Annotated in this window: 28 protein-coding genes and 1 pseudogene; 11 read left to right on the top strand and 18 right to left on the bottom strand. The window is 62.7% G+C overall.

Going from position 1 to position 26,817, the window contains the following annotated elements:
- Positions 1 to 125: 125 nt before the first annotated feature.
- On the bottom strand, positions 126 to 554 hold the full coding sequence (locus M3461_20855; protein MDQ3776624.1) for a hypothetical protein: 429 nt from the start codon (positions 552 to 554) through the stop codon (positions 126 to 128).
- Between M3461_20855 and M3461_20850 the strand changes: the two genes are divergently transcribed.
- On the top strand, positions 541 to 1,284 hold the full coding sequence (locus M3461_20850) for a murein L,D-transpeptidase catalytic domain family protein (GenBank protein ID MDQ3776623.1): 744 nt from the start codon (positions 541 to 543) through the stop codon (positions 1,282 to 1,284). The two genes, M3461_20855 and M3461_20850, sit on opposite strands and share 14 nt — an antisense overlap.
- 261 nt (positions 1,285 to 1,545) lie before the next feature.
- Here M3461_20850 and M3461_20845 read toward each other — a convergent pair whose 3' ends face one another.
- The 12 genes and pseudogenes from M3461_20845 to M3461_20790 all read right to left on the bottom strand — a co-directional run bounded on the left by M3461_20845 (position 1,546) and on the right by M3461_20790 (position 12,112).
- Complete coding sequence (locus M3461_20845) at positions 1,546 to 2,013, bottom strand: hypothetical protein (GenBank protein MDQ3776622.1); 468 nt, start codon at positions 2,011 to 2,013, stop codon at positions 1,546 to 1,548.
- Positions 2,014 to 2,415: 402 nt separating this feature from the next.
- Positions 2,416 to 2,628, bottom strand: a complete 213-nt coding sequence (locus tag M3461_20840) for a hypothetical protein (protein MDQ3776621.1) — start codon at positions 2,626 to 2,628, stop codon at positions 2,416 to 2,418.
- A 46-nt stretch (positions 2,629 to 2,674) separates the two neighbouring features.
- Positions 2,675 to 3,247 carry a DUF2339 domain-containing protein gene (locus tag M3461_20835; GenBank protein ID MDQ3776620.1) on the bottom strand — a complete coding sequence of 191 codons (573 nt, stop codon included), beginning with the start codon at positions 3,245 to 3,247 and terminating at the stop codon, positions 2,675 to 2,677.
- Positions 3,248 to 3,444: 197 nt separating this feature from the next.
- Positions 3,445 to 3,650: pseudogene (locus M3461_20830) on the bottom strand (alpha/beta hydrolase).
- 256 nt (positions 3,651 to 3,906) lie between these two features.
- Positions 3,907 to 4,326, bottom strand: coding sequence for a nuclear transport factor 2 family protein (locus M3461_20825; protein ID MDQ3776619.1), 420 nt, complete (start codon positions 4,324 to 4,326; stop codon positions 3,907 to 3,909).
- 239 nt (positions 4,327 to 4,565) lie between these two features.
- Positions 4,566 to 5,306 carry an SDR family oxidoreductase gene (locus tag M3461_20820; protein MDQ3776618.1) on the bottom strand — a complete coding sequence of 247 codons (741 nt, stop codon included), beginning with the start codon at positions 5,304 to 5,306 and terminating at the stop codon, positions 4,566 to 4,568.
- A 132-nt stretch (positions 5,307 to 5,438) separates the two neighbouring features.
- On the bottom strand, positions 5,439 to 6,200 hold the full coding sequence (locus M3461_20815) for an FRG domain-containing protein (protein ID MDQ3776617.1): 762 nt from the start codon (positions 6,198 to 6,200) through the stop codon (positions 5,439 to 5,441).
- Positions 6,190 to 6,372, bottom strand: a complete 183-nt coding sequence (locus M3461_20810; protein MDQ3776616.1) for a hypothetical protein — start codon at positions 6,370 to 6,372, stop codon at positions 6,190 to 6,192. The genes M3461_20815 and M3461_20810 overlap by 11 nt, the downstream gene beginning before the upstream one ends.
- Positions 6,373 to 6,522: 150 nt before the next feature.
- Entirely contained in the window at positions 6,523 to 7,338 is an 816-nt protein-coding gene (locus M3461_20805) for a hypothetical protein (GenBank protein ID MDQ3776615.1), read from the bottom strand.
- Positions 7,339 to 8,404: 1,066 nt separating this feature from the next.
- Positions 8,405 to 9,892 carry a hypothetical protein gene (locus M3461_20800; protein ID MDQ3776614.1) on the bottom strand — a complete coding sequence of 496 codons (1,488 nt, stop codon included), beginning with the start codon at positions 9,890 to 9,892 and terminating at the stop codon, positions 8,405 to 8,407.
- A gap of 97 nt (positions 9,893 to 9,989) precedes the next feature.
- Positions 9,990 to 10,712 carry a serine protease gene (locus M3461_20795; protein MDQ3776613.1) on the bottom strand — a complete coding sequence of 241 codons (723 nt, stop codon included), beginning with the start codon at positions 10,710 to 10,712 and terminating at the stop codon, positions 9,990 to 9,992.
- A gap of 536 nt (positions 10,713 to 11,248) precedes the next feature.
- Positions 11,249 to 12,112 (bottom strand): aldo/keto reductase, encoded by an 864-nt coding sequence (locus tag M3461_20790; GenBank protein ID MDQ3776612.1) that lies wholly within the window; start codon positions 12,110 to 12,112, stop codon positions 11,249 to 11,251.
- Positions 12,113 to 12,426: 314 nt separating this feature from the next.
- Between M3461_20790 and M3461_20785 the strand changes: the two genes are divergently transcribed.
- Positions 12,427 to 12,729, top strand: a complete 303-nt coding sequence (locus M3461_20785; protein ID MDQ3776611.1) for a YajD family HNH nuclease — start codon at positions 12,427 to 12,429, stop codon at positions 12,727 to 12,729.
- 130 nt (positions 12,730 to 12,859) lie between these two features.
- Here M3461_20785 and M3461_20780 read toward each other — a convergent pair whose 3' ends face one another.
- Entirely contained in the window at positions 12,860 to 13,315 is a 456-nt protein-coding gene (locus tag M3461_20780) for a group 1 truncated hemoglobin (protein ID MDQ3776610.1), read from the bottom strand.
- 200 nt (positions 13,316 to 13,515) lie between these two features.
- On the opposite strand from M3461_20780, the gene M3461_20775 reads away from it, so the two are divergent.
- The 6 genes from M3461_20775 (at position 13,516) to M3461_20750 (ending at position 21,550) form a co-directional block, all read left to right on the top strand.
- A complete protein-coding gene (locus M3461_20775; GenBank protein MDQ3776609.1) occupies positions 13,516 to 14,658 on the top strand; it encodes an acyl-CoA dehydrogenase family protein in 1,143 nt (380 codons plus the stop codon).
- A 30-nt stretch (positions 14,659 to 14,688) separates the two neighbouring features.
- On the top strand, positions 14,689 to 15,846 hold the full coding sequence (locus M3461_20770; GenBank protein ID MDQ3776608.1) for a thiolase family protein: 1,158 nt from the start codon (positions 14,689 to 14,691) through the stop codon (positions 15,844 to 15,846).
- Positions 15,847 to 15,868: 22 nt separating this feature from the next.
- Positions 15,869 to 17,488, top strand: a complete 1,620-nt coding sequence (locus tag M3461_20765; protein MDQ3776607.1) for a methylcrotonoyl-CoA carboxylase — start codon at positions 15,869 to 15,871, stop codon at positions 17,486 to 17,488.
- 4 nt (positions 17,489 to 17,492) lie between these two features.
- A complete protein-coding gene (locus M3461_20760) occupies positions 17,493 to 18,290 on the top strand; it encodes an enoyl-CoA hydratase-related protein (protein ID MDQ3776606.1) in 798 nt (265 codons plus the stop codon).
- 105 nt (positions 18,291 to 18,395) lie between these two features.
- Entirely contained in the window at positions 18,396 to 20,684 is a 2,289-nt protein-coding gene (locus M3461_20755) for a DUF262 domain-containing protein (GenBank protein ID MDQ3776605.1), read from the top strand.
- A 278-nt stretch (positions 20,685 to 20,962) separates the two neighbouring features.
- A complete protein-coding gene (locus M3461_20750; GenBank protein MDQ3776604.1) occupies positions 20,963 to 21,550 on the top strand; it encodes a hypothetical protein in 588 nt (195 codons plus the stop codon).
- Positions 21,551 to 21,553: 3 nt separating this feature from the next.
- Here the strand turns inward: M3461_20750 and M3461_20745 are convergent, their stop codons facing one another.
- A complete protein-coding gene (locus M3461_20745; GenBank protein ID MDQ3776603.1) occupies positions 21,554 to 22,276 on the bottom strand; it encodes a class I SAM-dependent methyltransferase in 723 nt (240 codons plus the stop codon).
- Between the two features lie 69 nt (positions 22,277 to 22,345).
- Here M3461_20745 and ribD point away from each other — a divergent pair, with 69 nt between their 5' ends.
- Together ribD and M3461_20735 are read left to right on the top strand one after the other, a co-directional pair.
- Positions 22,346 to 23,422 (top strand): bifunctional diaminohydroxyphosphoribosylaminopyrimidine deaminase/5-amino-6-(5-phosphoribosylamino)uracil reductase RibD, encoded by a 1,077-nt coding sequence (gene ribD / locus M3461_20740; GenBank protein ID MDQ3776602.1) that lies wholly within the window; start codon positions 22,346 to 22,348, stop codon positions 23,420 to 23,422.
- Between the two features lie 30 nt (positions 23,423 to 23,452).
- Positions 23,453 to 24,067, top strand: coding sequence for a riboflavin synthase (locus tag M3461_20735; protein ID MDQ3776601.1), 615 nt, complete (start codon positions 23,453 to 23,455; stop codon positions 24,065 to 24,067).
- Between the two features lie 195 nt (positions 24,068 to 24,262).
- On the opposite strand, the gene M3461_20730 is transcribed toward M3461_20735, so the two are convergent.
- From M3461_20730 to M3461_20720, 3 genes are all read right to left on the bottom strand, one after another.
- Complete coding sequence (locus M3461_20730; GenBank protein MDQ3776600.1) at positions 24,263 to 24,991, bottom strand: cytochrome P450; 729 nt, start codon at positions 24,989 to 24,991, stop codon at positions 24,263 to 24,265.
- A 106-nt stretch (positions 24,992 to 25,097) separates the two neighbouring features.
- On the bottom strand, positions 25,098 to 25,565 hold the full coding sequence (locus M3461_20725) for a cytochrome P450 (GenBank protein MDQ3776599.1): 468 nt from the start codon (positions 25,563 to 25,565) through the stop codon (positions 25,098 to 25,100).
- Between the two features lie 55 nt (positions 25,566 to 25,620).
- Positions 25,621 to 26,232 (bottom strand): hypothetical protein, encoded by a 612-nt coding sequence (locus M3461_20720; GenBank protein ID MDQ3776598.1) that lies wholly within the window; start codon positions 26,230 to 26,232, stop codon positions 25,621 to 25,623.
- On the opposite strand from M3461_20720, the gene M3461_20715 reads away from it, so the two are divergent.
- The gene (locus M3461_20715; protein MDQ3776597.1) at positions 26,216 to 26,611 is read left to right on the top strand and encodes a hypothetical protein; all 396 of its coding nucleotides are present in this window, start codon (positions 26,216 to 26,218) and stop codon (positions 26,609 to 26,611) included. The genes M3461_20720 and M3461_20715 overlap by 17 nt on opposite strands.
- The last annotated feature ends 206 nt before the right edge of the window (positions 26,612 to 26,817 follow it).

Below are 26,817 nucleotides of genomic sequence, written 5' to 3'. Positions count from 1 at the left end.
GATGCTTAGGCTTAGGAGCTCAGAATGCCACAGGACCGGGACTCGACAGGGCGGGCGATGGCCGGCCCGGCTTGAGGGTGTTCACGGCGGTACCAAGGCACATGCGGTGGAGCCTACCATCGCGATCAAGGCACCGGCAGCCGATGTCCGGGCCTTGACACATCCCCGCCCTTCAGGTGAAATGATCGGAAGAATACGAAACTCCTTGTTCTCACGCACTGCCTCACGGCGCGCCACAGCATCTCGGGGAAGCCAAGACCTTGCGCAGGGTTACGCCGGTGACGGACATGCCGGAGCTCGCCGAGGGGTGTGGCGATGAACGCGCCGACCGCCGATCTGCCCGGCCATTCCGCCCCGATCCATCCCGCCTGGGCCAACGCCGGCGCGATCAATCCCCAGGCCGATCCATCAGGTGCCCCATGATCGAGGTGTCCTCGGTATTCACCGGCGTTTGCATCCTCGATGTGCGCCGTTAGACCGATCACCGGAGCGGACCGGCCGAGCCCCGGTTCGCTCAAGTCCTTACGGCGCTTCGCGGCGATGCTGCTCTTCATCGCCAGCCCCGCAGACGCCCTGCCCCCGGCCGGCAAGCTCGCGGCACAGGCGCCGCGCGCCAGTCGCGCCGTCATCGATCTGGCGGTCAGGGCCGCGCAGTGCGCCGCGCGCGCCGGCGGCAGGGCGGCTTCGCGCCTCACGGTGATCGACTACTCGCGGCCATCGACCGAGCCACGGCTGTGGGTGTTCGACCTCGGGCGCGGTAGATTACTGTTCGAGGAACGGGTGGCGCACGGGAAAGCCACCGGCGACAACCTGGCGCGGCACTTCTCCAATCGCCTGGGCAGTCGCCGGACGAGCCTCGGTCTGTTTCGCACCGCGCACACCTACGTCGGTAGCAATGGTTACTCGCTGCGCCTGCACGGGCTCGAGCCGGGCGTGAACGACCGCGCCTTCGAGCGCGCCATCGTCATGCACGGGGCGCCCTATGTCAGTACCGATACGGTCGCCAAGCTCGGTCATCTGGGCCGTAGCTGGGGCTGCCCCGCGGTACGCCCGGCGATCGCGCGCCGGCTCATCGACGAGATCAGCGACGGTCAACTCGTGTTCGCCTACTATCCCGATCGCGACTGGATCGAGGGCTCGCGGTTCCTGCGCTGCGATGCGTCGCCTGCCATGACGACACGCGCTCGGGCCGGCGCACGCGCCCTTGCGATCGGGACACGCGCGAGCTCATCCCCTCCCTCCGCTCGATCGCGCGCCCGCTCGCAGAAGGCCCGGAGCCGCTGACACGCGCTTGCTTTACCTTACCCGAGCGGGATCGCGGGCCGGCCTCTCGAAAATGTCGTAGCGCCGGGCCCCGGGATCCCGCGTGCCGGTCGATCTGCCCCGCGCCACCCTCGCCGCCCGGATGATCAAGCTCGGGATCTGGATCCGGCCCTTGATCAACCTCCTGCGGCTGGCCGCCCTTCGGCGAGGCCAGCGTGATCGCGGACGCATGCACCCCGTCCGCTCCAATGACAAGTTGGGCCAACCTTTATGCAGATTAGCTCACAGCCTAGCACCAGCTCCGAGCATGCGCTGATACAGCATACCGCCGACATAGAAAGTCACTCCCAGCACCACGAGGCTGACGATTCGCCCCATAGGGGGAGCGCCGCTCAAATCATAGAGCAGCACCTTGCCTGCCGTGGCACCGAACACCAGAAGCGAAGACTGTCCGAGCAGCCAGTCGCGCCGCCACAACGATAAGCCGAGGCACGCGAGCGCCAGCAGCCCCCATGCGGTGGACTCAACGATCGGTTCGTGCAGAAGATGAACCGCCGCAGCCATGGCGCTGATGTGTCCCGTGTAAAGCAACAGCACTTCGACGCCACGTAGCGCCTCCTGACTACGGCTGAATAGTGATATCCAAGATAAAGCAGAAACGCATAGCCAATGGCTAGGCCACTCCTGTCCCGGAACCGCCTGGAGGTCGGTGTCGAAAACAACGCGAAGATAATTGACCAGGAAAATCATACCGACCGCTGCCCGGCCAACTGGTGCCCGGCCCGCCGCCACGCCTCAGGCTTGCGAGAGCAGCCACGGGTACCAGCACGAACGCGACCCACGGCGCCCATTGTTTCGGGACGGACTCCACATAACCAGCGTGAAACAGTACCAGGGCGACATAGCACCACAACAACAATTCACCGCCAGGCAAGGGCCGCTGCAGAGCCGCCCGGGCCGCGGCAAAAAGGCTCGCTACGACCGCCAAACTGGCAACCGCGATCCAGGGCGCTAGCGCCGGTAAATGTCGGTTCAACAGGGCGTATTGCAGGAAGTAGAAAAGCAATAACGGCGGCAGGTGAGCAAGTGCCGTGCGCGAATCCATCGGCGTCTCGCGACGAATCGAGAACACGGCCGTCGCAACGCCGAAGATCACGAATTGCGCCGTCTGGAACACCAACGCTGGAATCCAGTCGTCCGGTGCACGGTCGCGCCAGATCGTGTCAATCCGATCAGCGCGAGGTAGAGCGCAAGCAGGTAAATCAGCCGACGCCCGTGCCAAATGGCGTAGACGCTGAACACGGCGCTCCACGCCGAGAAGTAGATCACCAGGTCGGTGACGTAGCCCCGCAGCCCGGACAACAAGAAAGGCGCCGAGTAGGAACCCGCAACCGCGAATAGGGCGTAGAGATCACTTTTGAACGCTCCGGCACAGCCAGAGCGACACTGCACACACGAAAATCACTGCGGCAGTGGCAGCCTTCATTTCGATGAACCCGTAGTAGAGATGCCCGCCATAGATGGAGAGAAAGAGGATCGCGATGCCTCCCGCCGGCAAGAGCCCCGCGTATTGGCGATCGAAATTGCGCAGCGCAAATCCAGTACCGATCAGCCCCAGTCCCGCGATCGCTGCAAATGCCACCTGCCGCACCGGCGTTAGCCATCCGGTATCGATCGCCAGACGAATCAGATACGAGGCCGCCAGCACAAATGCGACCGCTCCGCCCCAACCCAAAATGCTGGTGACCAGCGATGGGTGGTCTTCCGGCTCCGGCAGAGGCGCGGGGGTACTGGTTTCCGGCTGCTTCGATGCGCGAGTCAGTACTGGAGCGGCCGCTTGAACCTGAGCGGGCGCTTGTACCTGAGGGGCCGTTCCCCCAAGCCGCGACTCGATTCGCGCGAGGCGATCCTCAATGTTGGCGATTCGCTTTTCGCGAAATCTGCTGGCATCATGTGATCTGCCTATTGTTGTTTGCCGGTCCATTTCGTCAGGCGGCATAGATTTACCCAGACTTCGAATCCTTGACTTTATTGCTCGCCCAGAAGCTGCCGAGCTGCTGGCGGATGAAATCCGTCTTCTCTTCGTGATACGCCGGAAGTACCTACTCCCGCACCGGTCGCTTTAAGCGCATTGCTGTCATCGGGTGTCAGGCGTTGAATCGAAGCCGTATCCGGCACGTCATTGATGAATAAAACAACTTCAGGAATGACTTGACTTGGTGCTTCTTCCATCAGCCAATGACCGGAGCCCTTCACGATGATGCCTTTCACGTTGTTCGCCACCAGCTTGCTTGATCGATGAGGAACGTGCCGGAGGCCTTCTCGCCGGTCAGAACCAAGAAGGGCATGTCCAGCTTGGTGGGCGAGAAGCCGGCGAAGTCTTTGGCGACCGGGGCGACACCTGTCGCAATTGGGTTGGCGTCCTGCGCGTGAGCAGGCACGCCGGCCAGTCCCGCTACCCAGACAAGCACCAGCAACCAGGGCCACCGCGGGATTGCGCCTCTTGCCGACGTGCTAGAAAGGTTCGATAAAGCATTCATCGCAATTTCCTTAGTAAGTCGTATGCAAGGACACCCATGACACTTAGCTGACCAGGATCGCTGAAGGGCGGCTGCGAGTTATCCGGCCCGTCGCCGCTTGTCCTCAGGATTCGAGCCCAAGGATCGGCGTGCCCAGCGCCTTGGCCGCACGCACCGGATCGAAATATTCGCGTAGGAACGCGATTTTGCCGCCTGCAGCACGGAGGAACACCACATAATCCTGGAGGTAGATACGCCCCGTAGACTTGATGAGCGCCTCCCCCTTGACTTCGGCGACTGCGGCTTCCGGATCGGCTAAGGCATATACCTTGAGGTCGAAGAAGCGGAAATTGTCCACCGTTCCCAGGAACCAGGTTACGTGACGCACCACCTCCTCCCGCCCCGATAGCCGCGCCGGATGGCCGATGGCGGGCGCGTAGGGGAGCTCCCACAAAAGATCATCGGCGATCAGTGTCTGCCATTGCGCGTTGTCCTCGACGAGTGTCTGGATATGTCGTTGCAAGAGATCGGAAGCAATCGTCATCCAAGTCTCCTAGTTCACATTCCGGTTGCGGACAGATCTGAAGACAGATCTTGCCGAACCATTGATTAGCCTGACGAGCCTAATGCGGCAAACCCTGCCGCGCCGTTCAGCCTAACACGGTCAGTATCTCCCGCAGCGGGGCGGGATCAAGCGTTATTCGCGAAGGATTGGGGGCCAGGGCGCGGGGGTGCGACGACGGGATTAGGCCGTCCATGTTTGTTACCTTTCATGGCACCTGGTCAGGCCAACCCGCCGTTGGCCCCAATGTTCTGCGCGGAGATCCAACCGGCCTCGTCACTCGCCAGGAACAGCACCAGGTTGGCGATGTCTTCCGGTTGGCCGATCCGTCCGAGCGCGGCCATCGCCGCCATGCGCTGGATGTCCGCTTCGCTCTTGCCCTCGGTGAACAACTCCGTGTTGGTCGGCCCGGGCGAGACGACGTTGACCGTGATGCCGCGCTGACCGACCTCCTTGGCGAAGATGCGCGTCAATTGCTCGACGGCCGCTTTGGTCGCGCAATAGCTCGCATAGGTCGGCAGCATGAGCCGGGTTGTCGAAGAGGAAAAGTTGATGATCCGCCCGCCGTCTTCCAAATGCCGCGACGCTTCTCGAAGTGCGTTGAAGACGCCCTTGACGTTGACGGCGAAAAGCCGATCAAACTCGTCGTCGGCGGTCTGATCGAGTCGTTTGTAAAGGATGATTCCGGCATTATTCACCAGGATGTGAACGCGACCGAATCGCTCGACCGCGGCATCGAACAAGGCCCGGACGTCCTGCGGCTTGCTCACGTCTCCTTGAACGGCCAGCGCCTGTCCACCGCCGGCTTCGATGGATTGAACGACTTGCTCCGCGGCATTTCGCCCGCCTGCGTAGTTGACAACGACTCCTGCGCCTGCCTGCGCTAACCGGGTCGCTATTCGCGCGCCGATGCCTCGGGAAGACCCCGTCACGATATCCACCTTGCCGCTGAGCGAGGACATAATGCACCTCCAAAGAGACCCTAGCCGCCGAACGACCAAAGCGCACCTGCCCGGCCCGCATGAGTGGGCTATGAAGTCCCAGAAACCGACATCGCGGGCCAGGTTAGGTGCAGCGCCTTATAGCCGGATGCACTACACAGTGTCCTTCCACTTGAGGTTGGCCACATAGTTCGCCAGGCTACCCGAGTCGGGGAATATCGATGACCAACGCATGCCAAGAGCCTCAAGTTCTGCGCGGACCATCATTTTGTTCGTGGCAGGGATGACGTACTTCTGCACTACGCCCTCGCCAGCCGTCAGCTGCTCTAGAGGCAAGTCGGTATCGTGAATGGTAAAGCGTGACTGTTGTAAGAGCATTCGTAAATCAAGTTCTGGTGCTGCGACGGCCGCAATCGCATCTTTAGTTCGGGGCTCACCGGTCAGGGCACGTTTGAAAAGCGGAACTACCTTTGGGCTCTCCGGAAGACAGATCTTCTCAAGGTCCAGGAACTTTTTGTTGAGCTTGCAAGGGCTGAGGCGCCATAGGGCGCTATCCTCGTTATCGGGAAGATTCTTGAAGTCCGTTGGATAGACGGCGAAGAACAGCGCCACGAGCGGGGACTCCGTCCAATCTAGCAATCGTGATGGGAGACCGTGATGACGTGCCAAGAACAGCCAACCAGGAACGTCCTCGTGTGTAGGAAGAGTCGTGTGCCGACTCGGCGCGCCGAGCCTGAACATGGCCAGCATGTTCTTTTCAGCCTGATAACCTCCGGCATGATAAGCGATGGTTGGACGCAGGCTCCATGAGGCATGGGCTTGGCCGCGCCACCACTGTGGACCGTCGTTTCGCATGGCAGCATCCAGTGCGAGGCCAATGACCTGGGAAGCTGACGTGATGATCTCAACGGTCATGTCCGTCGAGACGGAAGGCGGGGAACTGGTGGCTGATGCACTCTTCAGCTCTTGGAGCTGCAGCGCGGATGGTCTTTCGCAGGCCGAGCGCTACTCGCTTGTCGTTGCTCAACTCCGCGAGGTACTCGTCAATGGTCTTGGGCTTAGCCTTGATCTTGGCCTTAGCTCCCATGACTTCTTCTCCTTCATACTCGGGCGTCCGATTGTTAGGTCCGCCCAACGGATGGCCGCTCACCTGCGGCCGCACGTGTACTTTATCACGCCTCACCTCGGCTGAAGAGCCCGCGGCCGTCAGGTGCAGCGGCGTGTTGGACGGCCCGCCTTACGATTCCGACTCGACGTCTTCCGGCCATCCCATCTGCCTGATCTGTTGCTCGATTCCGCGGCGGATGCGCTCACTAGTTCTCTCGCTCTTGACTTGATTCCATGGGAAGGATGACTGGTCATCCGGGTCGCCTGTCGCCTCGAACGCTCTGATAGATGCGAATCGCTCGAACCAATCGATCGCTTCTCGGTCATCGCGCGTCAGCTCGTAGAGTCCGCGGGCGTTCACGACCAACTTCACTATGAGGGGGAAGCAATAGGAAGCGAGCAGGAGATGCTCAGGCAAACTCCAGATGGCGGGGTGTCCTGGCGAGATCCTCCCATGGGCCAGATGACCTCGGACTCGAAAGAAGTCCCTAAGCCAGATTTCCGCGACGCTCTTCGAACGACGGAATCTATCGACGTGAGGTTGAGTGCGATCGCACGCCCGCGGGTCAGTGGGATCGGTGGGCTGGAAAGCTGCAGTGAACCTGCCGGCGAGCTCGTCCTCGTTACCTCTGCGGCAGTCGAGAAGGCGCTCAAACGCTCCTGACAGCAGAACGAACTCGACGTGCTCTGGCGTGTCCATCGCATCGGTGTTCGCAGCATTGAATGCGATGATCGATTCCCAAACCTGATCCCAATCGGCTTCCCCCCACGCCGCTGCGAGAGATTGCAGGAGCGGCGTGTCGATCCCCTGCCGACCGATGCTTCCAACATGGAGAGGCTTGGGAAACTCGTACGATCCACGGGGCAGATAGTTCGTCGTTGTCCCGTCTCTTCTCCGGGTCGTGATGGCTGTTCCCCCAGCCGGGTCGGAGAACGACTGGATCACGACTTGGAAGTTGTCTCGATTCCAATAGGTGAAGCCAAAGAAATCCCTGGCGGAGAGGGCAGAGAACGCAACGAGTTCGGCGGCCGTGAAAACATCTGCGCGCTGCTCTTCGTCGAGATCCTTGATCGGATCCGAGGGGTCAATCGCTAAGATCGTGGCATCGCGAACGGGCGCGCGTCGCGCTACTCGGTATGGCTCCAGGACCAAGTCCATTGTCTGTCGGACCTTGCGCGGAACTCCCGCGGGCAGCTGGCCGCGACGGTAGGTGAGCAGCGACACCGGTCCCACCGAGGGATGCTCGTTGAGGGAACACCATGGCATGAAAGCGAGCATGCTCATTCAACAACGACTTTTCGCGCCGTCCAACGGCCTGATGTTCAGCTGCGGCCGCCGTCCGGGGGCCCGGAGGGCCGACCAGAGGCGACCGTCAGCTGCAACACCTTGTTGGCCGGCCCATCAAAGACAGGTCCGCGGAAAGCGCGTGCCAAGTAGTCCTTGTATGATAGCCATTCGCTTGGATAGTTAAACTCCTGGACGCCCATCGTCGCGAGTGGGCCGACGACAGCCATCGTTGAGTGCCTCTCGAAGAACTCTCCCCATGATCTACCGTTCAATGAAACCACATCCAGGTCAACTACGAACGGCGGCTCGATGATTGCTGTACCGAGGCGGAGCAGGGACCGCTTCGACGACTGAGGCACCGCGGTTGCGACAACTGCGGCTCCCACCGCCAAGAGCCGACGGAACTCCACGGGAGGACGGGGTGCGTGACCATATGCGAAGACCCACCGACCCGCACCGTTAGCGTGCGCCCGGAACAATTGGAACGTATTGTCAAATCCGCGATCTACGACAACCTTACAAGTTGGAAGCGCACGAAGCTCGCGGCGAAACGTGGTCGCCCAGTCAGGGTTGTCAACGCAGAATACGACCAGCTCGCAGCCAGCCGCGGTGAGTGAAGCGGCAGTCCAAAATCCGAGGGATTGTCCACAATGCCCAAGTGCGGCCTTGGGTTGATAGAGCTGCATGCGGGTGCCGAGGCCCCCAGCTGCGACTAGTGCCTTCGTCATGGTAGGCCCAGCAAGTCCTGAGCATCATGATAGATACTAAGAAATTCCTGCCTCACCACATGAAAGTAGTTCTGTACTGCATGGGGAAGTCCGCGAAAGACAAGACACGGTGAGGCGCTACCAGTAGCCCAGCCTGAATAGAAACTAAGATAGCACCAATCATCGACAATACAATACGACCACCTCGGAACATGGCCGGATGCGCGAATAGTGAGTCGGCCTCGTACGTCGTCACCGAGGTCCGCGGCAATCCGGTGAGCGAAGTCGCGGCCGCGCTCAATAGTTTCGCCGATCGCACCCAGTAGCTCGCCAGGGTTGGCGTAGACAGGTTCCTGGCTTCGTAGCGCCGCGGCGCATGAGCGCGGGTCCGCAACAACGACGCGGACTGCAACGCACCGTGAGAGTGCTTGCCGAAGAGCTGCCCGGTTCTCATCGCGGACAAAGAGCAGCCGGTTCGAATAGCCGCCAAAGCAAATGTCGCGTGTGGCTGTGGCGATGAGGCGCGGGAAGTCGATGAGCCTCTTGCTCGAGAGCATCGCGACGAGTCCGCTCACACTGGACGCTTCGGGCGTCTGGCATGCGTAATCAAGGTCGCTCGCGAAGGGATGGAGTGGGATAGATAGCGATCCCAATGCGGGCGCGCGCCTATGGCGGGCGCCGTCCGACCACCCGGCCTTGCGAAGCTGCAATGCGAGAGTTGTATACTCGTGCTGGAGCAGCATTAGCTCGGACGTACGAGTATAGTCGTCCCCAGCCTCGCTCAGCTTGACGGCGATGCGGTCGAGTTGCTCCGACCTGGCGGCGCATAGTCGCTGGTGATCGTTGCGTTCAGTTCTGTCGATGACGCGGAGGTCCATCGCGAACCAGGGGACTCCACCATAGCTCACTTGCGGAAAGCTTATGACCTTGAAGCCAAGGTCTCCTAGGCAGCCTTCGAGCAGATCGAGGTCCCAGCCGACGTTCCCGCGTTCGGGCGTAGCCAAGCGGGCCATGTCTTGAATGTAGATAGATGCGTCGTAGATAGATGCGTCATCGGGCAAGTGAGCCCGCAGCGCGCTGAAGAGGCGAGTGGTGTCGGCGATAGTCATCTCGTGGAGGATATTTCGCAAGACGACGATTCCGATCTGGTCCGCGTGGAGCTTCAGCGCCTTGTCATAAAAGTCGTCAACAGTGTACTTCCGGGAGCCATTGTGGAGCTGATGAGGAATGGCCAAATCGTCCAGCGGACTTGGAAAATCGACGGCCCAGTAGCACGGGTACTCTGATTGTGCAGCGAACTTCACCATCTGGTGTGGTAGAACCCCGTTACCGCTCCCAAAGTCAACGAGGGCCTTTCGCGTTCCGGTCATCATCGCTCCGAGGATGCGCTGACACAGGGCGGCAAGCTGAGGATCGCCATCCTTGCCCGCCTTCGGTTGCGGCTGTTCCGGTGCGGACAGGCCCGTTACGAGGCGCCTCAAGTTCTTGTCGTCATTGGGCTGCATGGTTGGTCGTAAGTCGTCGAGTCGAACGTTGTGGTGGGCCGGCCAGCGCTGCGCGTTAGCGGCGCACCGCTTCTGCGCGTCCGCCTCCACGCGCTTGTTAGGCATTGTTTTCTAACAAATTTACAATATCAACGATAACGCTTGAGCTAACAAAGTGCGCAATTCCGCTGGATGCAGTACCTCTTAGGAGCATACCAACCAACAATGGGTAAGCCGCTACTTGTCCGTTACGATTCACTTGTTTCATATGGAAGACAGGGCCGCCACTTAGGCCATCATAATTTTCTAGTTTTATCGAGCTCTCAATAATCAACTCATGGCAGTAATCAGAGACACTTCTTCCCCTATAGACAGCTCTGAGAACACTCCTCGTATTTTTGATTGCACAACTTTCGTAGTCTATGAAATTGCTCTCGGATGGATAACCTATAACCCATAAATGATCATTTGGTTCTAGCCGCTCTGCTCGCAAAATCCCTTGGTCTATATCCTGAGCTACTAGCGGAGCATCACCGGAACTATCAAATTCATTCAAATCGATACGAAGCATGAATATGTCTTTGTAATCCTCGTCATCAGCTGATCCTTTATTTACTGTGTATTGCTCATTAAATGACAGAGATATTTGCGAATTGTCTGATGGAACGATCCTTAAAGAGTCAGCGTGTCCACCCGTGTTTATAAGAACATGAGAGGCTGTTACCCAATAGCAGTTGTTAGAGTTTGCAATTAGAAATGAGGACCCTTTCCCCCAATAAGAGAACTCCGCATGCTTCTGCTCAAAAATAACAGGCCTACATGCCTCTTCGAACTTGCTCATATGTAATGCCTAACTAGAAGTAGACCCCCTACTAAAAGGTGCTTTTCTTCTGCGTCAAAGGACTGTATGTTGGGTAAGCATACAAGAGCCTTGACCCAAGGATTCAAGCACTTGAGCGAATTATAGTCCCCTAAAGCCAAGAGGCAAGCGCACCTTCGGAGGTCGGTATGGGTGAACAACCCCGTCTGCTGAACAAGGATCCGAGACCGGATCCGGCGCAAGCACTAGAGCATCAGGACCGAGCAGGCGTACGTAGGCTGGATCCGGCGCTTCGTGTTGCGCGACAACAAATCCGGTAAGCTGGACGGAGCTTGGCAAATCTCAGCAGGTATCGCGGTCGTGTCGCTCGGATCTGGCTGTGCCCCATCCCGCCGCCTACGCCCGTCCGGCGTTAATTGTCGATGCCATGCAGCACCGCCTGGGTTAACCTCTGTTGGGCACAAACCAGTAACGAACGCGCGCCAGGCGCTCCTGCATAGGATCTACCGTCCTACGGTCCCGCGTACAGACATCACCCTCATTCGAAGAAGCGCGCGCTAGCCGCGCGGCAGGCGGTCGATGGCCTCGATGTCCGAGGGCTCCAGCGTGAGGTCCATGGCCTTCAGGCTGTCCAGGATGCTCGCCGGTTTGCTCGCACCCGGGATGGGGAGGATGTGATCGCCTTTGTGGAGCAGCCAGGAAAGCGCGATGCACTGGGGCGAAGAGGCGTACTTCGCGGCCAGCCGGGCCAGCAAGGGATCGGCGCCCAGGCGCTGGTGGCCGAAGTGGCCGCCCACGGGGCTGTAGGCGATGTAGGTCACCCCACGCGCCTTGCAGAGATCCACGAGACCGTTCTTGAAATCCCCTTGCGAGAACGGATTACAGCGGTTCTGGACCGAGGCGATGGCGGTGTGCGCGAGCGCGGTCTCGAGCTGCCCGGGGTCCACGTTCGAGAGGCCGATGTGCCGGATCTTCCCTTCCTCTTTGAGCGCGATGAGTGCCCCCAGCGTTTCCCGAAAATCCACCGCGGGGTCCACGGCATGGAGCTGGTAGAGGGTGATGACGTTCGTGCCCAGGGCCGCGAGGCTCCCTTCGCACGACGCGCGCAGCCACTTCGGGCTCCCGTCCACGGTCCAGTCCCCGCGCGGCCGGCGCAGACCGCCCTTGGTGGCCACCAGCACCTGGTCGCGCCGCCCGAGTCGTGTCAGGGCGTCGTGGATGAGGCGCTCGTTATGGCCGATGTCGCTATCATCGAGACAGTAGACGTTGGCGGTGTCGATGAAATCCCCGCCGGCATCTACGAAAGCCTCGATGACCCGGAACGCCTGTTCCGGTCCCGGGCGCCCGGCGATGGAGAGCGGCATGGCCCCGAGGCCGATGGCCTTGACGCGTAATCCGCTACGATCGATCTCGCGTTGCATGGCAGATACCTCCGCTGGCAGGCACGCTAAGCCGCGCGCATGCGCCTGTCAACCCGGCCCTTATCAAACCGGGCCGTGCGGCGTCGGTATCATGTAGGCACCCACGGGGGGGTACCCCTAGCGCTGGGGCCGTCATCGAAGCGGGCCGTGCGGCATCGATAACTCCTCTCGTCTATCATTAGGGAAACTCCTCAGAGGCGAGCAGCGACATGGCCGACCAATACCCCCGTCCCCCGAAACCCGCGCGCGGGGCGCTCGATGCCAACCGGCTCGATAAGATCGTCGCAGAGGCACGGCGTGGCTACGCCGAGCGCATGGAAGGCTATCGCGCGCAGGCGCTCAAGCTCTACCCCTGGGTATGCGGCCGCTGCGGGCGCGGCTTCGATCGCATCAACCTCCACGAGCTGACCGTCCACCATCGCGACCACGACCACGACAACAACCCGCCCGACGGGAGCAACTGGGAGTTGCTGTGCCGTTACTGCCACGACAACGAGCATGCCCGCCACGCCGATCTCGTACGCGGCGAGGCCGTGAGCCTGAAACACGAGGAGACGGCGGTGGCCACCCATCGCCCCTTCGCCGCGCTCAAGGATCTACTCGAACCGGGGAATTAGAATTAGAAGAACAAGTCGCCCGGGTTCGAAGGGGGACCACCCCCACAGTCTCGCGCTTTCGAAGGGCGGAAACAGGAGGATTCGGGCCGTCCCTGGCCGCCCTTCCGGGCCGGTGCAGCCGGTGGGATGCTCAGGCCCCGGGCTCCACGATGTCCGCCTTCATGGGGCCCAGGATGCCGAGCAGCTCCTCCTTCTCCGCGGCCGGCACCTTGAGCTTGTCCAGGCTCTGAACCAGGTCTTCGACCAGGGCATCGAACTCCGCGTCGCTGATCCCCATGCCCGCATGCGTGGTCTTCATGTCCCGGCCGGTGTAGGTGCAAGGCCCGCCGCTGCCGGCGCAGATCTGGTCGACCAGGAGTTGCTTGAACCTCGGGATATCGGTGGTCGCAAAGCGGCCGTTGATACGCGAGTCGGCGGCCACATTGGCGACGAAGTCATCGACCACGGCGGTGATGGCCTCTTTTCCCCCGAGCCGTTGATAGAGGCTGGCCTCGGGTTTAGAGGTCGTCGAGGGGCAGCCCGCGGCCACCAATACGGCCGACAGCAAGGGGATCGCGAGAAGCTGTCTGAAACTCTTCGGATGCATGGCTATTCTCCTTCTTGGCTAGAGGTGTCGGGACCGCCCGTCCCAGAATCATTACGCACGCTCGGCCCAGTTGGAGGTCCCACTGGTATATGGCCAGCGGGGAATGTCCAGCTGGGGGTGTCCGGGCCGCGATCCCCGGGACCGCTGCCGGGAGGCAAACGGCACCCCCATTATCCATACTCTTATGGAGGTAGACTAGCGTGACCGTGGACCTGGAGGGGTTTCGACAAACCGTACGGGCCTTCGCCGAGGCCGAGGTAGCGCCGCACGCCGAGGCCATCGACCGCGACAACGCGTTCCCCGGTCAGCTCTGGGCCAAGCTCGGGGAAGCCGGCTTGCTCGGGCTCACCGTCGCTCCCGAGTACGGGGGAGGCAGGCTCGGATACCTGGCGCACGTGCTCGCCATGGAGGAGGTCTCACGCGCCTCGGGATCGGTCGGCCTGTCCTACGCGGCCCACTCGAACCTGTGCGTCAACACCCTCTACGAGAACGGCTCCGAGGCCCAGAAGAGGTGTTACCTACCACGCCTGTGTCGGGGTGAGTGGGTGGGTGCGCTCGCCATGTCCGAGGCCGGTGCGGGATCGGACGTCATCGGGGCGATGGGCTGCCGGGTCGAGCGGCGCGGCCGGGGCTTCGTCGCGAACGGCACCAAGCAATGGATCACGAACGGCCCCGAGGCGCAGCTCGTCATCGTCTATATGCGCACTGCGCCTCTCGAGGCCGGCTCCCGCGCCATCACGGCCTTCCTGATCGAGGGCGGCACGCCGGGTTTCCGCAAGGGCCCGAAGACCGACAAGCTCGGCATGCGCGGCTCGAACACCTGCGAGCTTGTCTTCGAGAACTGCGAGCTACCCGAAGGGCAGGTGCTCGGCACGGTCGACGAAGGCACGCGGGTCTTGATGCGCGGGCTGGACAGCGAGCGGCTGGTGCTCTCGGGTGGCCCGCTCGGGATCATGCAGGCTGCGCTCGATCTCGTGCTGCCCTATGTGCGCGAGCGGCGGCAGTTCGGCCAGGCCATCGGCAGCTTCGAGCTGATGCAAGGCAAGCTCGCGGACATGTACACCGCGCTCGAAGCCGCCCGCGCCCTCACGTATCGGGTGGCCGCGCGCTTCGATCGCGGCGAACAGAGCCGCAAGGAGGCGGCCGCCTGCCTCTTGTTCGCCTCCGAGTCGGCGGTGCGCGTGGCACTCGAGGCCATCCAGTGCCTGGGCGCCAGGGGTTACATGAACGACTCGCCCGCCGGACGCCTCCTGCGCGACGCCAAGGTCTACGACATCGGCGGTGGCACGAACGAGATCCGGCGCATGTTGATCGGGCGCGAGCTAGTGGAACGAGGGCTTTGAGAACGAGGGCTTTGAGAACGAGGGCTTGAGATGCCGGACGAAATCGTGATCTGCGCGGCGAGACGGACGCCCATCGGTGCCTTTCTGGGTGCCTTTTCGGCCGTTCCGGCCACCGAGCTCGGCGCGGTGGCTGTGCGCGCGGTCTTGGAGGACAGCGGCATCGATCCGGCCCGCATCGACGAGGTGCTGATGGGCTGTGTGCTGCCCGCCGGGCTCGGCCAGGCACCGGCCCGCCAGGCCGCCTTGAAGGCCGGGATCCCGATCGGCGTGCCCTGCACCACGGTGAACAAGATGTGCGGCTCGGGCATGAAGGCGCTCATGCTGGGTTTCGATCAGATCCGCGCCGGCGCCGCCGAGGTCGTCGTCGCGGGCGGGATGGAATCCATGAGCCGGGCCCCCTATCTGGTCCCGCGCGCCCAACGCATGGGGCATGCGCGCCTCCTCGACCACATGTCCTACGACGGGCTGGAAGACCCGGATAGCGGTGAACTCATGGGTTTTTTCGCCGAGCAGTGCGCCGACCGATTCCGTTTCACACGCCAGCAGCAGGACGCCTACGCCGCCGAGTCGGTGCAGCGCAGCCTTTGCGCCATCGCGGACGGGGCGTTCCGCGCGGAGATCGTCCCAGTCGAGGTCAAGGGCAATCTCGTCTCCGAGGACGAAGGGCCGGGGCGCTTGGATCTCACCCGTATCGCCCGGCTCAAGCCCGCCTTCCGCAAGGACGGGGGCACGGTGACCGCGGCCAATGCCTCCAGCATCTCGGACGGCGCCGCCGCGCTCCTGGTGATGGCCGCAGCAACCGCCCGGAAGCTCGGGCTCCCTCCGCTCGCGCGCATCCTCGCGCATGCCACGGTCGCCCAGGCGCCCGCGGCGTTCACGACGGCACCCATAGGCGCCATCCGGCGCTTGCTCGACCGACTCGGATGGGGCACGGCGGAGGCCGATCTCTACGAGATCAACGAGGCCTTCGCGGCCGTGGCGCTGGCCGCGATCCGGGAGCTCGGGCTCCGGCCCGAGCGTGTCAACGTCCACGGCGGGGCCTGTGCCCTCGGGCACCCCATCGGGGCCACGGGCGCGCGCATCCTCGTGACGCTCTTGCATGCGCTGCGGGCGCGCGGGCAGAAGCGCGGCGTGGCCTCCCTCTGCATCGGCGGGGGCGAGGCTACCGCCCTTGCGATCGAATGCTAGTCACCATCGAATGCCTCTGACGATGCCGGTCCTCTCGACGCGCATCGATCGCGACTCGGCGGGGTTCGCCGAGAACGCATCACACCTCTGCGGGCTCGTTGCGGACCTGAACGAGCGCCTCGTCAAGGCGCTAGCCGGCGGCCCCGAGGCGGCGCGCGAGCGGCACCGGAAGCGCGGCAAGCTCCTGGTGCGCGAGCGCGTCGCGGCCTTGCTCGACCCGGACAGCGCGTTCCTGGAGCTGTCGCCGCTGGCCGGCCTCGGTCTCTATGGAGACGAGCTGCCCGCGGGCGGCATCCTCACCGGGATCGGCCAGGTCCACGGCCGCGACGTCGTGGTGGTCGCGAACGACGCCACGGTGAAAGGCGGGACGTACTATCCCATCACCGCCAAAAAACACCTGCGGGCACAGGCGATCGCCCAGCAAAACCGGCTGCCGTGCATTTATCTGGTCGATTCGGGCGGGGCCTTTCTTCCGCTCCAGGCAGAGGTGTTTCCCGACCGCGAGCACTTCGGCCGAATCTTCTATCACCAGGCCCGGCTGTCGGCGCTCGGGATCCCCCAGATCGCGGTGGTCATGGGCAATTGCGTCGCGGGCGGTGCCTATGTGCCGGCGATGTCGGACGAGGCGGTCATCGTGCGGAACCAGGGGACGATCTATCTCGGCGGACCGCAGCTCGTGCAGGCCGCGACCGGCGAGGTCGTGGACGCCGAGACCCTCGGCGGCGGGGATCTGCACTGCCGCACCTCGGGGGTCGCGGATCACCTCGCAGACGACGACGCCCATGCCCTTCGCATCGCCCGCGACATCGTGTCCCATCTCCCCTCGCGCAGGTTATTTTATGGATATCAGGGCTCCGAGCCCAAAACGTGTCTCGATCCGCGCTATCCGGCCGAGGAGATCTACGGGATCGTCCCCAGGGACCCGCGCTTCCAGTACGACGTGCGCGAGGTCATCGCGCGCATCGTGGACGGCTCGGAGTGGCACGAGTTCAAGGCCCTCTATGGCAAGACGCTCGTCACCGGCTTCGCCCGGATCGCGGGGCATCCGGTCGGGATCGTCGCCAACAACGGGATCCTGTTCTCCGAGTCCGCACTGAAAGGCGCGCATTTCATCCAGATCGCCTGCCAGCGCGGCACGCCGCTCGTGTTCCTCCAGAACGTCACGGGGTTCATGGTCGGCAAGAGATACGAGTCGGGCGGGATCGCCAAGGATGGCGCCAAGATGGTCGCGGCGGTCGCCTGTGCCGAGGTCCCCAAGCTCACCGTCGTCATCGGCGGCTCGTTCGGCGCCGGCAACTATGCGATGTGCGGCCGGGCCTACGAGCCGCGTTTCCTGTGGATGTGGCCGAACGCCCGCATCTCGGTCATGGGCGGCGAGGTCGCGGCCTCGGTGCTGTCGGTGGTGCGGCGCGAGTCACTGAAGGCGCGGGGCGCCGAGTGGGGCGCCGAAGACGAGGCCGCCTACCGCGCCGAGATCCGAGATCAATACGAGACCCAGGGCCACCCCTACTACGCCACCGCCCGGCTCTGGGACGACGGCATCATCGACCCCGCGCGCACCCGCGAGGTGCTGGCGCAGGCGCTTCGTATCTGCGCCGGCGCGCCGAGCCGCAAGACGCGCTTCGGCGTGTTTCGGATGTAACGTCATGACCGAGGCCCTTCTGTTCGAGACCGACGGGCGGGGCGTCGCTCGCATGACCCTGAACCGCCCCGAGCGCCGCAACGCCTTGGACGGGGACCTGATCGGCGCACTCCTCGCCCGCCTTGCGGCGATCGATAAAGACCCGGAGATCCGCGTCGTGGTCCTCAGCGGGTCCGGCGAAGCCTTTTGCAGCGGCGCCGACATCGACTGGATGCGGGCGCGTCTCACAGACACCCCGGAGGCCAACCGAGCGCATGCCGGGACACTCGCCGATCTCATGCACCGCCTGAACGGCCTTTCGAAACCCACGATCGCCCGCATCCAGGGCCCGGCCTATGGCGGTGGGGTCGGGCTCATCACGTGTTGCGACGTCGCCATCGCCTCCGACACATCGGTGTTCGCCTTGAGCGAGGCCCGGCTCGGCCTCGTCCCCGCGGTCATCGCCCCCTACGTCATCGCCGCCGTGGGCCAACGCCAGGCGCGGCGCCTGTTCCTGACCGCGGCCCGCGTCGATGCCCAGGAGGCACAGCGCCTCGGCCTCGTGCATCGTGTCGTTCCGGCCGAACATCTCGATGAGGCCGTCGAGGCCGAGGTCGGGTGCCTACTTGCGGGCGGGCCCGAGGCCCTCGCCCATTGCAAGCGTATCTCGCTGCAAGACCTGCCGAGGGAGCCGGAACGCACAGCCTCCGCCGAGCTGCTGCTCGCCCGCCTCTGGACCTCTCCCGAGGCCCGTGAGGGCCTCTCCGCCTTCCTAGAAAAGCGCAAACCTCGGTGGGACGATGGACAACGGGGGGACCAATAAATAGGTACCCGGACATCGCCCGGGCCGTGAAACAGGTCCTTTCACCCCCGCCATCGTGGAATTCTTAGACGGCGACCAAAGACCAAAGAGGTTAAGAGGTTTGTGATGAGCCGAGCCAACATCCTCAATACGCGAACGATCAACTACCTGGAGTTGATCGGTAACGGCAAGGGGTACCGCGTGCCGCCCTACCAGCGCGATTACTCGTGGTCCGAGGAGCAGTGGGAAGACCTCTGGAATGACGTTCTGGAGCTTCGTGGTCGGCCTGACGACCGTCACTATATGGGGGCCCTGGTTGTCGAGGAGACTAGCGACCGCGAGTTCCTCATCATCGACGGCCAGCAGCGGATGGCGACGCTCAGCATTCTTGCACTGGTGGTGATCGGCAAGCTCCGGGCGATGGCCGACCGCGTTGTCGAGCCAGCGCCTAACCGGGAACGGGCCCACGAGCTGCGCAATCGCTTTATCGGCGAGAAGGATCCGGCTTCGCTCGTCGAGAGCAGCAGGCTGTTTCTCAACGCGACCGACAACGCGTTCTACCAGGACTACCTCGTCCAGTTGAGACAACCGCTCAATCCGCGCGGCCTGCCGAAGTCCAACCGACTATTGTGGGACTGCTTCCGGTACCTTGGAGCGCAGCTTGACAAGGTCTCCGAGCTAAAGGACGACGGCGAGGCATTCGCGAGGGTCCTTTCGGAAACCGTCGCCCGCCAGCTCCTCTTCATCCTTATTACGGTGGATGACGAGCTCAACGCCTACACGGTGTTCGAGACCCTCAACGCCCGCGGACTGGAGCTCACGACGACCGACCTCCTGAAGAACTACCTCTTCTCCAGGGTGAAGGTGTCGGCCGACCTGGACGCACTCCAGCGACGATGGCGCTCGCTCGTCGCCACAGTGGCCACGGAGCGCTTTCCCGAGTTTCTTCGCTACGACTTGCTTTGCGAGCAGCCGAAGATCCGAAGCCCACGCCTTTTTAAGCTCGTGCGCGATCGGGTGAGAACGCCGCAGGACGTCTTCGCGCTCCTCGACGCGCTAGCAGTTCGTGCCGAGCTCTTCGCCGCCCTCTCCGATCCGAATCATGGCTATTGGGCTGAGTTGTTGGGTGCAAAACCGTTCGTTCGCGATCTGAACCTCTTTCGCGTGCGGCAGATGACACCGGTCCTCTTTGCGGCCTGGGAGCGGTTCTCGCGGGAGGACTTTGTTCGGGTACTGAAGCTCATGAGCGTTATCTCGTTCCGCTACACGGTCGTGAGCGGCCTCAATCCCAACGCGCTGGAGCCCACCTATCACGAGGCGGCCAAGGCCGTTCTCGATGGGAGAGCTACCAATCTCGCGACGCTCTTCGAGCGCTTGGAGCCCATCTACGTGGACGACGGCAAGTTCCGGAACGACTTCGCCCTGCTCAGCGTGGACACCGGAGGGCAGCGCAAGAAGCTGGTCAAGTACATCTTGACCCGGCTCGAAGAAGATGCGTCCGGCCGGTCTTGCGACCCGGACACAGATCCGGCCGCGATCGAACATATCCTCCCCGAGAACCCGCTGGACGATTGGGCACAGCACTTTCCTCGCGAGAGATGGGAAGCGGCGGTCTATCGGCTCGGCAATCTGACATTGCTCGAATCGGCCGCGAACCGCCGAGTCGGCAACGCGACCTTTGTCGAGAAGCTCGGGGCGTACAGCCAAAGCGCTTATGCCTTGACGCGAAAAATCCCGGAGATCGCGCCCGAGCACGCTCGATCTCCTAGACGCACGCCAGCATCGGCTAACGGAGCGCGCCGTACACCTTTGGCGGGCGGACTTCGCATGATCCGGCAGGCTTGCGAAACCGCGTTGCCTTTCCGATCCTTGGAAGAACCCTCTAACCCCGAAAGGAGCGGCCAGACCATGCAGGCTCAATCGTCCACGCGGAATCGCGCCTTGTTCCTGACCTGTGTCATTAGCAGCGCGAATTCCGGAATCGCCGCTTACCAGGACGCGCTCGCGAAGATACAAGAAAATATCGATGACCGTCTGAAATCGAGGCTGGACCGGTGGAACGTCAAACCGCTCGACACCCCGACCCGCACATTGCTCATCGAACCCGTGATCACCGATCTGAATTCGTGGGAGGTGGCCAACGGTTTTTTTTCCGGCGCATTTGCGGGCAGTTCCGCCGTGGTCATGCGCGCGAGGTTTCTCGACAAGGAAACCGGAAAAGAGCTCGCCTATCCAGAATTCTACGCCCATGCCGCCGCCATGGGCGGCGCATTTTCTGTCGGCGGTACGGATAATGCCATGTTGGTGCGTATCGCCAACTCCCTGGCCGTTTACGTGTTTTCCAATTACCGGCAGGCCGTAGGGGGTCCGGTCATGCCGACGGAGACCGAGGCCGACTCGATCCCGACGGACTGATCCGGATGTCTCGCGGAGGCCCTGAAGACCGATCCCGCCGGCACCTCGGGACTACACGAGGCACCGTAGGGGGCACGGCATGCTGGATGCCCCTGACTGTCCCTCCTCGTCACGGTGACACCGGACCGGCGAGAGGACGTTTGGTGGCATTGGTGGCACACAGTCGTGCGCCCCTACTTCCCAGCGCACTACGGCTGTGCAAAGATCGGCCGGGCCACTCCCGGCCGGGGAGCGGCGGCCTCATAACGACAACCATAACTCGGCAGGAAGACCCCGCCATGGCCATCCTCTACCGCAGCAGCCTCCTCTATCACGGTCTCATGACCGCCGTCTACCATGTCCATCGCCGCGAGCGCTTCCGAGAAGTGGCGCAATGGGTCCCCGAGGGCGCCGAGGTCCTGGATGTCTGCTGTGGCGACGGGGCCTTGACTGGGTATCTCGACCCTTCGATCCGCTATCGGGGCCTGGACCAGAGCCCCGTCTTCGTCGCCCGCGCCCGTGATCGGGGCCGGGAGGTCGAGCGCTTCGATCTGCGCCGTCGTTCTCTCCCCGGCTCGCAGGTGGTGGTATGCCAGGCGAGCCTGTTTCAGTTCTATCCGGACGTGGCCGAGGTCCTCGGGCAGTTGTTCGACGCGGCGCTGCAGCGCCTGATCGTCTCGGAATCGGTCAAGAGCCTGACGCAATCCCGGTGGTCCTGTCTGTCCCGGATCGTCGCCTGGGGCACGCATGTCGAGGGCATGACCAATGACCAATTCCGATTCTGCCCCGAGGGCCTCGATCGGCTCTTTCACCCCTACGCGGCCCACCTGCGGCACGCACGCGAGGTCTGCGGCGGCCGCGACTGGCTCTATGTCCTCGATAAGTAGCTCTCACGAGGAACCGCGCGCCAGGAAATAGAGGTGGCGTCCCACCGGTGCGCCGCTGTAGGTGCGGTCCAGCCGGTTGTGGACCTCGAAACTGTAGACGATCTCGAGGGCGTGGGGGGCGAGCAGGCGCTCGGCATCGGCGAGGGAGCGGAGGTAGAGACCGAAGCGCATGTCCTCCGGCAGGTGATAGCCCACCATCAGGAAACCTCGAGGGGTGAGGAGCGCACGGATATTGGAGAGGACGCTATGGATCTCATGGTCCTCGAAGTAGTAGAGACAGTCCAGGGCCACGGCCAGATCGAAGCGCCGGCCGCCGGCGATGCAGAGATCCGCGGTCTTCAGATCCACGCGCCGAAAGGTGCAGTCCGGGGCCCGCCGGGCGGCGCGTTCCAGGGCTACCGAGGAAATATCGAGCCCGTAGACCAGGGCCTCTGGATAGCACTGCTTCAAGTGGCGCGTGAAGTACCCGAGGCCACAACCCAGATCCGCGATGGCCAGCCGCCCTTTGTGGTCCAGCATGGCGATGGCCCTGTCCAAGGTGGCCGTGACCAGGTGATACGAGAGGTTTTCGAGCACCCGGGATTGGCCATGCGGGTCCTCACACTGGCGGTACATGCCCTCAAAATCGCGGATGAGCGCGACCTCCTCGTCATCGAGCCGGAAGATGAACTCGTTGTGTCGCGCCGCCATGCCGGCGTAGTGTAGTGCCTCGCCGATCCGTGTCATAGTGGAATGTCCTAGAGGGATGCCCCGAGGCTCAGATCCGGCATGTGGAGCGCAAACGATCACCGGCATATGGCCCGCGCCCTCGCTCTCGGGCGCCTCGGGCTCTATACCGCCCACCCGAACCCCCGCGTCGGCTGCGTGCTGGTCAAAGACGGCGCCGTCGTCGGCGAGGGTTGGCATCGCAAAGCCGGTGAGCCGCACGCCGAGGTCCTGGCCCTGCGCGCGGCGGGTCGCCAGGCGCGTGGGGCGAGCTGCTATGTGACCTTGGAGCCCTGCTGCCACCAGGGCCGCACCCCCCCCTGTACGGAGTCGCTGATCGGCGGCGGGATCGCGCGCGTCGTCCTTGCCATGACCGATCCCAACCCCGCGGTCCAGGGAAGAGGTTGCCGGGCGCTGGCCGAGGCCGGGATCGCGATAGCCACGGGGCTCGGCGAGGCCGAGGCCAGCCGCCTCAACCGCGGTTTCGTCAAACGCATGCGCTCGGGGCTGCCAGGGGTCACGGCCAAGACGGCCATGAGCCTGGATGGCCGCGTCGCGCTGCGTTCCGGGATGAGCCGCTGGATCACCTCCCAAGCCGCGCGCGCCGACGTCCAGCGCCTGCGTGCCCAGAGCTCGGCCATCCTGACCGGCATCGGCACCGTGCTTGCGGATGACCCCTTGCTGTCGGTGCGCGACCCGGTGCTGGTCGACGCGGGCGCCGCACCACTGCGTGTGATCCTCGACACCCGGCTCCGCATGCCCCCGAGCGCGCGCATGTTACGCGAGGCCGGCAGCACCCTGGTCCTTTGCGGAGAAACCGGTCCCGAGAGGCGCGTGGCGCTCGCCGAAGCCGGCGCACGGGTGATCGAGGTCCCCATGTGCGACGGCCGACCGGACCTCACCCAGGTGCTGCAAACGCTGGCGGGGCTGGAGGTCAACGAGGTCCTGGTCGAGGCCGGGCCCGTCCTCACCGGTACGATGCTGGCGGCCGGCCTCGTGGATGAGCTGGTGGCCTACGTGGCACCCAGGCTCCTCGGCGGCGATGCCATGCCCATGGCCGCGCTTGGCGACTACTCGCGTCTCGAGGACGCGCTGCACCTGCAGATCACCGACGTCCGGGCCATCGGCAGCGATTGGCGGATCACGGCACGGCCCGGATCCGAGTGATCACGCCCCTGATCCGATATTCACCGCCCGATGTTCACAGGAATTATAGAGGCCGTCGGGCGCATCGCCGCCGTGACGCGCGCGGCGCGCGGCCTGCGCGTTGCGATTGACACCGGCCCCCTCGACCTCGGCGATGTACGGTTGGGAGACAGCATCGCGGTCCAGGGCGTATGCCTCACGGTGGTGGAGCTAACGGGCGGTGGATTCGCCGTCGATGTGTCCGAGGAGACGCTCCGCTGCACGACCCTCGGCGAGTGCGGCGCCGGTGGGCGGGTCAACCTGGAGAAGGCCCTGTGCCCGGGGGGGCGGCTCGGGGGCCATTTCGTGACCGGTCACGTGGATGGGATCGGCACGGTCGCCGCCGCGCAGCGTGGCGACCCCGATGCCGGCATGCGGGTGGCGGTACCCGAAGCGTTGGTGCGCTATCTCGCCCGCAAGGGCTCCGTATGCGTGGATGGGGCGAGCCTCACCGTGAACCGCATCGAGGGTCGGGAATTCGAGGTCCACCTGATCCCGCACACGCTGTCCGCGACCATCGCCGGCAGTTACAGGGCCGGAACGCGGGTCAATATCGAGGTCGATCTCCTGGCCCGTTATGTCGAATCGTTTCTAGCAGCATCCAAGACGCACGCTAATTCGCTGTAACCTGCTCTCGAAGCCCATCCTTCCGTAGCCGTCCCGTGTAGTCTATACCACCGGACGGTCTTTTACGGTATACTTGGCGGTGTCGTGGTCGGCAGCCACGCAAAATACCGTCACGGAGGTCCCATGCTCGCCGATGCGCCTTTGTTCGGCTTTTTTTGTACCGCGCTTTCAGGACTTCGCAACGATTCTTGAGATTTAACGGATTCGTACCTTGACGCCACCCGCTGGTGCGAAAAAAGTTCCTTGCAGCTCCGGCTCCGTAGTTACCTCCACAGGTTCGAGTTTGGCCAAACGCAACAAGGACGCGATGACCACCTTAATCTCGTAGAGCGCAAAAGCCATTCCCGTGCAGCGTCTGATTCCGCCTCCAAATGGTACCCAGCGATACGAATCGGGCTTAACTCTCCAAAACCGCTTCGGATCAAATTGCATTGGCGTCGGATAGTTGTCCGGACGCGTATGCACAAGATAGGAGCAGCTGGCTGCGATGGTGCCCGCTGGCAATCGATATCCGCCCAGTTCCAGCGGTTGAGTGAGTAGACGGGCCGAGCTGTTAAACAGCATCGGACTGATTCGGCAGCTCTCCTTGATTACCGCGTCGAGATATTCCAGTTTGTCGATATTGTCGCCATCGAACGGCTGGTCGCGTAGCATCAAGAGTTCCTCTCCCAGCCTAGCGCGAACCGATTCATTGGCCATTATCCATGCCATTATCCAGCTCATCGTACTTGCAGTCGTGTCAGTTCCACCAAGCAAGATCACCAATAGCTCGGCGCGGATCTGCGCTCGAGTCAGGGTCCCGCGAGAGTCCTCCGCATTTGCCAGGAGCGAAAATATGCTGCTCTGATCGCTGCCGTCTGAACGGGAACATGTCTTTGATTGGTCGATTATCTGATTCAGTACCTTACAACAATCGTTAACCAAACTAACCTTATCCTCTCGCGATAGGCTGGATTTCCGAACTCGCTCAATCGTGTACTGATGTAGGCGGTGTCATCGTCCACGCGCGAACCGAATGTCAGGTGTTGCATCACCTGATTGGAAATTCGGCGCAAACAAGGGGCCAGCGAAAATACCTCTCTGGACGGGAAGCGGCCGACCTCCTCGGCGACCAAACGATGAATGGCGCCGGTGAAACTGCGGATTTTTTCTCCCCCTGAACCAGTTTGCTGAGCATGCGGCAGCGCTCCAGGTGTTCCGATCCATCAATTACCACGCTGCTTTCGGAGGGTAGCAATTGCTGAAACTGAATATCGTTAGCGGCGCCGCCGCGTATGCCCCCTCCTTCGGTGGTGAACAGCTCTCTCAGATGATCCGGATGACTCATGAACACCCATGTTCCTGATGCTTCGTATCGGTCGACGCCAAATGTATCAAGGTCTAGCGTGAACAAATCACCATAGGTTTCGAAGCACTGGCGGAGAAAAGGAAACGGATTGGTGGTAAAGATTTCGAACAATTGCTCTCTTTCAATGGAGGGCCCTTTTGGCAAGCTCATGGTGAATGTCTCCTATTTTCGTTTCCTATAGCCCATAAGCAGACGAGTCGGGTTTTTAAATCCTGGAATGGCACGTTCTAAGGTTTTTCGAACCGCCATCCAGTCTTGTCGGGACCGACAATAGACCTATGGCGCATCGCTTCGACTCCAAGCTTAAGGACGGCTTCCATCCCTGCCGCGCGAGCAGGTGGTGGATACCGTGCGCGCGATCGCGATCCTGCAAAAGGAGCACGGCGAGCGCAAGAACCGGCGCCAGGCGCGCTGGAAATACACCTTGCGGCGGCTCGGTGTGGACCCGGTGAAGGCCACGCTGCTCGAGCGCTTCGGCATCCGGCTCATGGAAGCCGAGCCGCAGCCGATTCCCGAGGTGCGGTATCACCACGGCTGGCATCCGGAGGCAGGCGGCAGGGGCTGTTTTTACTACGGGCTTCCGGTGGAAAACGGCCGGCTGCAGAACACTGCAACGGTGCAGATGCGCACCGCGGTGCGCAAAATCGTCGAGCAACTCGATCTCGGCGTGCGCATCACGCCGAACCAGGACCTGGCGCACACTCGAGATTTCCTCGGGCCGGTTGACCCCATGCTCTTTCAGCACCTGCTCGACCCATCCGCGGCGGTCGGCGGGGACATGGCACAGCAGCAGGCTCGCGATGGCATGCCCGGCCAAGCCGACCTGCGGGCTCGCGATGACCGAGGCGGAGCGGATTCTGCCCTATTACGTCCGTGCGCTGGAGGAAGCCGGCCTCGGCGAGGTGGACGTGATCATCCGCATGGCGGGCTGCCCCAATGTTTGCTCGCGCCCTCCCACCGCCGAGATCGGCATTTACGGTTACGGCAAGAACGACTACGTGATCCAGGTTGGCGGCGCGCGCGACGGCACCCGGCTCGCGAAGATCCTCTATGAACGCGCGCCCGGCGAGGCGATGGTCGCAATCCTGAAAGGCCTCGTTCAGGCGATACGCAACAGCAATCCGGAGGGCTTGCCCGCCGGCGAATTCCTGCACCGCACCCCGGTCGAACAATTGCGTGGGCTGATCGGCATTTGAGCAGGAAGAAGTTTCCTCGCCCTGGCCGATCCAGAGGAAGGGTTGGGGAGAAAGCGCGTCCTAGCCCGACTTAGCCGATTCGGGGGGTACCGAGGTCCTAAGTGATTGATATCATTCATAGGGACCCCCCTAGGTCTGCACTACAGGGCGATGGCTGAGAACTGAGCTGGCGGTGATCTTCGGCGGCGGTTGGGCGGGGAGCTCGA

It is taken from the genome of Pseudomonadota bacterium (assembly GCA_030860485.1).
In the GTDB taxonomy this organism is placed as follows: domain Bacteria; phylum Pseudomonadota; class Gammaproteobacteria; order JACCXJ01; family JACCXJ01; genus JACCXJ01.
This window is presented reverse-complemented; position numbering and strand designations above follow the sequence as displayed.

Bases quoted from the DNA above. Each gene is read 5' to 3' on its own strand.
- ribD (MDQ3776602.1), top strand. From the start codon at position 22,346: ATGGCCCGCGCCCTCGCTCTCGGGCGCCTCGGGCTCTATACCGCCCAC.
- M3461_20770 (MDQ3776608.1), top strand. From the start codon at position 14,689: ATGCCGGACGAAATCGTGATCTGCGCGGCGAGACGGACGCCCATCGGT.
- M3461_20795 (MDQ3776613.1), bottom strand. From the start codon at position 10,712: ATGAGCAAGTTCGAAGAGGCATGTAGGCCTGTTATTTTTGAGCAGAAG.
- M3461_20765 (MDQ3776607.1), top strand. From the start codon at position 15,869: ATGCCGGTCCTCTCGACGCGCATCGATCGCGACTCGGCGGGGTTCGCC.
- M3461_20820 (MDQ3776618.1), bottom strand. From the start codon at position 5,306: ATGTCCTCGCTCAGCGGCAAGGTGGATATCGTGACGGGGTCTTCCCGA.
- M3461_20845 (MDQ3776622.1), bottom strand. From the start codon at position 2,013: ATGATTTTCCTGGTCAATTATCTTCGCGTTGTTTTCGACACCGACCTC.
- M3461_20715 (MDQ3776597.1), top strand. From the start codon at position 26,216: ATGGCATGCCCGGCCAAGCCGACCTGCGGGCTCGCGATGACCGAGGCG.
- M3461_20780 (MDQ3776610.1), bottom strand. From the start codon at position 13,315: ATGCATCCGAAGAGTTTCAGACAGCTTCTCGCGATCCCCTTGCTGTCG.
- M3461_20835 (MDQ3776620.1), bottom strand. From the start codon at position 3,247: ATGGACCGGCAAACAACAATAGGCAGATCACATGATGCCAGCAGATTT.
- M3461_20810 (MDQ3776616.1), bottom strand. From the start codon at position 6,372: ATGGGAGCTAAGGCCAAGATCAAGGCTAAGCCCAAGACCATTGACGAG.
- M3461_20755 (MDQ3776605.1), top strand. From the start codon at position 18,396: ATGAGCCGAGCCAACATCCTCAATACGCGAACGATCAACTACCTGGAG.
- M3461_20815 (MDQ3776617.1), bottom strand. From the start codon at position 6,200: ATGACCGTTGAGATCATCACGTCAGCTTCCCAGGTCATTGGCCTCGCA.
- M3461_20760 (MDQ3776606.1), top strand. From the start codon at position 17,493: ATGACCGAGGCCCTTCTGTTCGAGACCGACGGGCGGGGCGTCGCTCGC.
- M3461_20790 (MDQ3776612.1), bottom strand. From the start codon at position 12,112: ATGCAACGCGAGATCGATCGTAGCGGATTACGCGTCAAGGCCATCGGC.
- M3461_20800 (MDQ3776614.1), bottom strand. From the start codon at position 9,892: ATGCAGCCCAATGACGACAAGAACTTGAGGCGCCTCGTAACGGGCCTG.
- M3461_20745 (MDQ3776603.1), bottom strand. From the start codon at position 22,276: ATGACACGGATCGGCGAGGCACTACACTACGCCGGCATGGCGGCGCGA.
- M3461_20750 (MDQ3776604.1), top strand. From the start codon at position 20,963: ATGGCCATCCTCTACCGCAGCAGCCTCCTCTATCACGGTCTCATGACC.
- M3461_20850 (MDQ3776623.1), top strand. From the start codon at position 541: ATGCTGCTCTTCATCGCCAGCCCCGCAGACGCCCTGCCCCCGGCCGGC.
- M3461_20855 (MDQ3776624.1), bottom strand. From the start codon at position 554: ATGAAGAGCAGCATCGCCGCGAAGCGCCGTAAGGACTTGAGCGAACCG.
- M3461_20785 (MDQ3776611.1), top strand. From the start codon at position 12,427: ATGGAAGGCTATCGCGCGCAGGCGCTCAAGCTCTACCCCTGGGTATGC.
- M3461_20735 (MDQ3776601.1), top strand. From the start codon at position 23,453: ATGTTCACAGGAATTATAGAGGCCGTCGGGCGCATCGCCGCCGTGACG.
- M3461_20825 (MDQ3776619.1), bottom strand. From the start codon at position 4,326: ATGACGATTGCTTCCGATCTCTTGCAACGACATATCCAGACACTCGTC.
- M3461_20725 (MDQ3776599.1), bottom strand. From the start codon at position 25,565: ATGAGCTTGCCAAAAGGGCCCTCCATTGAAAGAGAGCAATTGTTCGAA.